Origin of the sequence: Buttiauxella brennerae ATCC 51605 (assembly GCF_001654925.1) — a bacterium.
GTDB lineage: Bacteria > Pseudomonadota > Gammaproteobacteria > Enterobacterales > Enterobacteriaceae > Buttiauxella > Buttiauxella brennerae.
Genome location: NZ_LXER01000038.1, coordinates 20,424 through 27,216, shown reverse-complemented (window position 1 = coordinate 27,216; position 6,793 = coordinate 20,424). Strand labels below are relative to the sequence as shown.

The window sequence follows — 6,793 nt, the reverse complement described above, 5'->3', positions numbered from 1 at the left end:
ATAGGGAGTTCTCCGGAGGCTGCAACCCTAAATATGCGTTAATTTGACTGACTGCTGCATTCCACAGCAAAACCCCGCTTTATACGCAGTTACACACAAAGTTATCCACATTCGTGATGAAGTCCTAAATTTTCCGAGCGTGACGCAAACGTTTTCGCTACAATGCACCCGCAATAAATGGACGCCCCCGTTTTGGGGCGTTAGCTGAGTTTTAGGGAAAATTGCTAAAATTCAGCTAACGCTCTTCTATATGCGAACCAAAGCTAAGGGATCAAACCATGCAACAACGTCGTCCTGTACGCCGCGCTCTGCTCAGTGTTTCTGACAAAGCCGGTATCGTCGAATTCGCCCAAGCGCTCTCCCAACGTGGCGTGGAGCTGCTGTCCACTGGCGGAACCGCTCATCTGCTGGCTAAAGCTGGCCTGCCGGTAACCGAAGTCTCTGACTACACCGGTTTCCCGGAGATGATGGATGGACGCGTCAAAACCCTGCATCCAAAAGTTCACGGCGGCATTCTGGGTCGTCGCGGTCAGGATGATGCGATCATGGAACAACACGCTATCTCCCCAATTGATATGGTTGTCGTCAACCTCTACCCGTTCGCACAGACTGTTGCCCGCGAAGGCTGCTCTCTGGAAGATGCGGTAGAGAATATTGATATCGGCGGCCCAACCATGGTGCGCTCCGCGGCGAAGAACCATAAAGATGTGGCAATCGTTGTAAAGAGCAGTGACTACGAAGCGATTATTAGCGAGCTGGATGCTAATGAAGGATCTCTGACGCTCGAGACACGTTTCGATTTGGCTATTAAGGCTTTCGAACACACCGCCGCTTACGACAGCATGATCGCCAACTACTTCGGTAGCATGGTTCCTGCCTATCATGGCGAAAGCAAAGATCCTTCTGGTCGCTTCCCTCGTACACTGAACCTGAACTTCATTAAGAAGCAGGATATGCGTTACGGTGAGAACAGCCACCAGCAAGCAGCCTTCTATATAGAAGAAGAAATTAAAGAAGCCTCCGTTGCCACCGCAACTCAGGTTCAGGGCAAAGCGCTCTCTTATAACAACATCGCTGATACCGATGCCGCACTGGAATGTGTGAAAGAGTTCAACGAACCTGCCTGCGTTATCGTGAAGCATGCCAACCCTTGTGGTGTGGCAGTCAGCGATTCCTTATTAGATGCATACGACCGCGCCTATAAAACAGACCCGACCTCCGCATTCGGCGGCATCATCGCTTTCAACCGTGAACTGGATGCCGAAACTGCGCAGGCGATTATCTCCCGCCAGTTCGTCGAGGTGATTATTGCCCCTTCAGCCAGCGAAGAAGCTCTGAAGATCACAGCGGCTAAGCAAAACGTTCGCGTTCTGACTTGCGGCCAGTGGCAGCAGCGTATTCCGGGCCTGGATTTCAAACGCGTTAACGGCGGTGTGTTAGTACAGGATCGCGATCTGGGTATGGTGACAGCCGCAGACCTGCGTGTTGTTAGCAAACGCCAGCCGACCGAGCAAGAACTGCGTGATGCATTGTTCTGCTGGAAGGTAGCGAAGTTTGTTAAGTCCAACGCCATTGTCTATGCCCGCGAGAATATGACTATCGGCATAGGTGCCGGTCAGATGAGCCGTGTCTATTCCGCCAAAATTGCCGGTATCAAGGCAAGCGATGAAGGCCTGGAAGTGAAAGGCTCGGCAATGGCATCAGATGCCTTCTTCCCATTCCGTGACGGTATTGATGCCGCAGCGGCAGTTGGCGTGAGCTGTGTTATCCAGCCTGGTGGTTCAATCCGCGATGAAGAAGTGATCGCCGCTGCTGACGAACATGGGATCGCCATGATCTTCACCGACATGCGCCACTTCCGCCATTAATCCCGGAGCGTCTATAAATGAAATTATTAGTAATAGGTAATGGCGGGCGTGAACACGCGCTGGCCTGGAAAGCGTCACAGTCACCACTAGTTCATACGGTATTTGTTGCTCCAGGCAATGCCGGTACGGCTCTGGAACCTGCTTTGCAGAACGTAGCGATTATCCCAACTGACATTGCTGCCCTGCTGAGCTTTGCGCAGAATGAAAAAATCGACCTGACGATTGTTGGCCCGGAAGCGCCGCTGGTGATTGGCGTTGTTGATGCCTTCCGTGCGGCTGGCCTGAAAATCTTTGGCCCAACCCAGGGTGCTGCACAGTTAGAAGGTTCTAAAGCCTTCACTAAAGATTTCCTGGCGCGCCATAAAATCCCAACGGCCGAATACCAGAACTTCACCGAAGTTGAACCTGCACTGGCCTACGTCCGTGAAAAAGGCGCCCCGATTGTCATTAAAGCTGACGGCCTGGCCGCGGGCAAAGGCGTAATCGTAGCGATGACGCTGATCGAAGCCGAAGCCGCCGTTAACGACATGCTGGCGGGTAACGCCTTTGGCGACGCCGGGCACCGCATCGTTGTAGAAGAGTTTTTAGATGGCGAAGAGGCCAGCTTCATCGTGATGGTGGATGGCGAAAACGTTCTGCCGATGGCCACCAGTCAGGATCATAAGCGTGTTGGTGATGCAGATACCGGCCCGAACACTGGCGGTATGGGTGCGTACTCTCCTGCCCCAGTCGTGACTGATGAAGTCCACCAGCGTGCAATGGACCTGGTTATCTGGCCAACCGTGCGCGGCATGGCTGCTGAAGGGAATACCTACACCGGTTTCCTGTATGCCGGCCTGATGATCGATAAACAAGGTAACCCGAAGGTTATCGAGTTTAACTGCCGCTTTGGTGACCCTGAAACTCAGCCAATCATGCTGCGCCTGCAATCAGATCTGGTTGAGCTGTGCCTCGCCGCATGTGATGGCAAGCTGGATAAGACAACATCTAAGTGGGACGAGCGCCCATCTCTGGGTGTGGTGATGGCGGCTGGCGGCTACCCTGCTGATTATCGTAACGGCGATGTGATTCATGGTTTGCCACTTGAAGAAGTCGCAGACGGCAAAGTGTTCCACGCCGGAACGACATTGCGTGAAGACGATATGGTTGTGACTAACGGTGGCCGTGTTCTGTGCGTAACCGCATTAGGCGACACTGTCGCACAAGCGCAGCAGCGTGCTTACGAGTTGATGAAGGATATCCATTGGGATGGCAGTTTTAGCCGCTCAGATATTGGCTATCGCGCTATTGAGCGTGAAAACGCGAAGTAAGACTCAAAACTCGCAGTGATATTCAAGACCGCCCTTGTGGCGGTTTTTTTATTTAGAACGTAGCAGGCTTAGGTTGCCAGCTACAGAAATCCTGATTCGCTACCAGCAACAGCTGAGAACCGTCCGGCGCTTCAAGCCAGGCTATGCTTACATCGAGTGACGAATGGCGTTGGCGATTCGCAATATGATTCAGCGATGCGCTGTCGAGTTTAGGCTCGAATGTCTCACCTTCGCAGGTTGTCACCGTGCCATTGCTATGCCAGCGGCCCTGTCGCAAAACAACACGCCCAATGCGCAATGCTTCGCTGGTCGCTTTAGTCTGAGTCGCCTGATACTGATACAGGGCGATTTGGTCATTGGAAAGCTGCTGTTTCTGACCATTCACTTCGCGCTGCATAAAGCTCAGTTCGCCGTGATCGTCAAAACGCACTTTGATATGTTCTGACGGCTCGCTCTGAATCGTCATTTCAATCGATACCAGCTGCTCGCCTTGCCAGCGGTAATCACTGGTGGTCGTTGCACCCTTCTGCCTTGGGCTAAACGCCGTAAGCATGTGAATGCTGCCATCATCGCTGTTGTCTTTACGCCAGATGCGCACAACACCTTGATCGGCAATATATCCGCTCGCGGTAAATGGCGGGAGAGGAGAATGACTGCTGCAAGCCATAAGCAGCAATGTGCCTGTCAGCGCGGCCAGAGGACGGCAGACAAACAAAAGGGGCGTAAACGCCCCTCTGCTAAAACTGTTCACTGACACTATTAGCTCTTAACAGCGTCTTTCAGTGCTTTGCCTGAAACAAATGCCGGCACGTTAGCTGCGGCGATTTTGATTTCATTACCGGTCTGTGGGTTGCGGCCAGTGCGCTCAGCACGGTGGTTTACCTTAAAGGTACCGAAACCAACCAGTTGGACAGCATCACCTTCTTTCAGAGACTCAGTAATTGCAGCCAGGGTGGATTCCAGAGCAGCTTTAGCCTGTACTTTAGACAGATCAGCCTTGTCAGCAATTACATCAATCAGTTGAGTCTTGTTCATAAGTTATCCTTACAATGTGTTTATCGCTTGCTAAGCATCGAGTGCGACGGAAATGCCAAAAAAGCACTCTCCTGCATACACGCACCGATAGCCACTTTTTTTCGCCCCACAAATGTAGACCAGACGGGGGGCTAATTGGAAGCCTTCAGGGGTGACAATTCGGACTGTAAGTCACGTTTTGCTGTCTTACTGCTGCAAATTTATACCAATATTGCTACTACCCGCTTCACGCAGGTCCGCACGCAACCCTTTGATCAGCTCAATGTCACGTTCTTCGCAGTCGGCTAACAGGCGGAAAATCTCCCATTGAATGTCCCATTCTTCTTCAACAGCGGGGTTCAATCGCAGCTCTTCGTCGGTCATTTCGCGACCAGCCTGGGTCATTTCCAGCATAGCAACTGTCGTAATTGATGCCTTACTGACTTCGATTGCATGCTCCAGAGTTTCCCCTGAAAGACGTGAGTGAACTAATTCGCTCAATGCAACGCATGCATCAATCGCCGGATAGACGCCGTAGATATCATAGTCGTCAGCTGAAGGAATGCCTTCTTCGAGCTTCTCAAGTTGGCTATCAAAGTTTACTTTCGCATCTTTGACCGTCAGCGTTTCCCAAATCAAGTCGAGAATACGGCGATACAACTGGGGATCACCAAATTCAGTCTGTTGGCAGAACATGGCGTAATTTGGGTACATGCGTTCGCATAAAGAAGCCATGAAAGTGACATGCTGCCAGCTTTCCAGTTTCTCCATACGCAGATGGATTGGGTTTTGTAACATAGCGATGTCTCAAAGACGGAATATTAGCGGCAGTTTACCTTAATCACCCCTGAATTGCTTGCCACCGCGTGAAAGCCGGGCGACCCGATGCCACAGCATCTGCCCAGCGAGTGGGCTCAGGTAAGCGGTAACCCGCCATACAGCGATTAACCCATAACAAGGCCGTATCAAGGCTTACACGGTGACCTGTCGAGACAAACAACGGATTGCAGCGCTTTTTACTGCGCAGCACCCAGGCAAGCGCTTCACCTTTGTCGCTCAGCGGCTGGCAAGCTCCGGGTTCTTCAGCCAGGGGCTCAAACTTCCCACACAGACGCTTCTTGGCAACGCCAATCGTCGGCACATCCACCAGCAGGCCAAAATGGCTGGCAACACCCAAACGCCGTGGGTGAGAAATACCGTGGCCATCAACAAATAGCAGGTCCGGTTTTTGCGACAGCATTTCCCACGCCGCAAGCAGTGCAGGATATTCACGGAAGGAAAGGAAGCCGGGGATATATGGCATCGAGGTGGCGACACGCGCCACCTGATATTCAACCAGTTCAAGAGAGGGATATTGTAATAACACGATGGCGGCACGCGTAACATCACCGCCCTGTTCAAACCCAACGTCTGCACCGGCAATTAACCGGGGAGGATCCTGCTCAAAGCGATCCTCGCGGATCACCTGTGAAGCGAGTTCGATCTGCTGTGCGCGTAAGCTTGCAAGATCCATCACTGATCCTTACTCGTGATACGGCTTCGACAAACGGTGCACCGCTTCTACAAACGCACCCGCATGTTCTGGCGGGACATCCTGGTGAATCCCGTGGCCAAGGTTAAACACGTGCCCTTCACCTTTACCGAACCCAGCCAGAATGGTCGCGACTTCTTCTTCGATACGCGCAGGCTGCGCGTACAGCATGGATGGGTCCATATTGCCCTGCAATGCGACTTTATGACCTACACGGCGACGAGCATCGGCGATATCGGTGGTCCAGTCCAGCCCCAGCGCATCACATCCCGTTTCAGCCATCGCTTCCAGCCACTGACCGCCACCCTTAGTGAACATCGTCACAGGCACTCGACGACCTTCGTTTTCACGTAGCAGGCCATCGATGATTTTGTGCATGTAATAGAGCGAGAACTGCTGATAATCACGCCCGGTCAGCACACCACCCCAGGTATCGAAAATCATCACTGACTGCGCGCCTGCTTTGATTTGCGCATTCAGATACAGCGTGACGCTTTGCGCCAGCTTGTCGAGCAGAAGGTGCAGCGCTTGCGGATCGGCATACATCATCTTTTTGATAACGGTAAAGGCCTTGCTACTGCCGCCTTCGACCATATAAGTCGCCAGTGTCCACGGGCTACCGGTAAAACCGATGAGCGGCACTTCGCCTTTTAATTCGCGACGAATAGTGCGCACCGCGTTCATCACATAACCCAGTTCACCTTCCGGATCAGGAATCGGCAACTTTTCAACATCAGCACGGCTGGTAATTGGCGAGCGGAAACGCGGGCCTTCACCGGCTTCAAAATAAAGGCCAAGCCCCATCGCATCAGGCACGGTGAGGATGTCGGAGAAGAGGATCGCCGCATCAAGTTTGTAGCGGCGCAGCGGCTGCAAAGTCACTTCGCAAGCCAACTCAGCATTTTTGCACAGCGACATAAAATCGCCAGCCTGTGCACGAGTCGCTTTGTATTCTGGCAAGTAACGACCTGCCTGCCTCATCATCCATACTGGCGTGGTATCTACAGGCTGGCGTTGCAGCGCCCGCAGGTAACGATCGTTCTTCAGTTCAGTCATTTTGCATTTCCTTT

Annotated in this window: 7 protein-coding genes; 2 read left to right on the top strand and 5 right to left on the bottom strand. The window is 52.5% G+C overall.

Annotated features, from left to right (window positions below):
* Positions 1-278: 278 nt before the first annotated feature.
* Both purH and purD read left to right on the top strand, forming a co-directional pair.
* Positions 279-1,868: a bifunctional phosphoribosylaminoimidazolecarboxamide formyltransferase/IMP cyclohydrolase gene (gene purH / locus M975_RS20235; RefSeq protein ID WP_064515309.1), complete on the top strand. Its 1,590-nt coding sequence runs from the start codon at positions 279-281 to the stop codon at positions 1,866-1,868.
* Positions 1,869-1,885: 17 nt separating this feature from the next.
* Positions 1,886-3,178, top strand: coding sequence for a phosphoribosylamine--glycine ligase (purD, locus tag M975_RS20230; RefSeq protein WP_064561679.1), 1,293 nt, complete (start codon positions 1,886-1,888; stop codon positions 3,176-3,178).
* A 52-nt stretch (positions 3,179-3,230) separates the two neighbouring features.
* On the opposite strand, the gene M975_RS20225 is transcribed toward purD, so the two are convergent.
* The 5 genes from M975_RS20225 to hemE all read right to left on the bottom strand — a co-directional run bounded on the left by M975_RS20225 (position 3,231) and on the right by hemE (position 6,779).
* Positions 3,231-3,929, bottom strand: coding sequence for a DUF1481 domain-containing protein (locus M975_RS20225; RefSeq protein ID WP_064561680.1), 699 nt, complete (start codon positions 3,927-3,929; stop codon positions 3,231-3,233).
* A gap of 8 nt (positions 3,930-3,937) precedes the next feature.
* On the bottom strand, positions 3,938-4,213 hold the full coding sequence (hupA, locus tag M975_RS20220; RefSeq protein WP_034492331.1) for a nucleoid-associated protein HU-alpha: 276 nt from the start codon (positions 4,211-4,213) through the stop codon (positions 3,938-3,940).
* A 186-nt stretch (positions 4,214-4,399) separates the two neighbouring features.
* Positions 4,400-4,990, bottom strand: coding sequence for a YjaG family protein (locus M975_RS20215; RefSeq protein WP_064561678.1), 591 nt, complete (start codon positions 4,988-4,990; stop codon positions 4,400-4,402).
* Between the two features lie 43 nt (positions 4,991-5,033).
* On the bottom strand, positions 5,034-5,705 hold the full coding sequence (gene nfi, locus M975_RS20210) for a deoxyribonuclease V (protein ID WP_064561677.1): 672 nt from the start codon (positions 5,703-5,705) through the stop codon (positions 5,034-5,036).
* Between the two features lie 9 nt (positions 5,706-5,714).
* Complete coding sequence (hemE, locus tag M975_RS20205; RefSeq protein WP_064561676.1) at positions 5,715-6,779, bottom strand: uroporphyrinogen decarboxylase; 1,065 nt, start codon at positions 6,777-6,779, stop codon at positions 5,715-5,717.
* Positions 6,780-6,793: the final 14 nt, after the last annotated feature.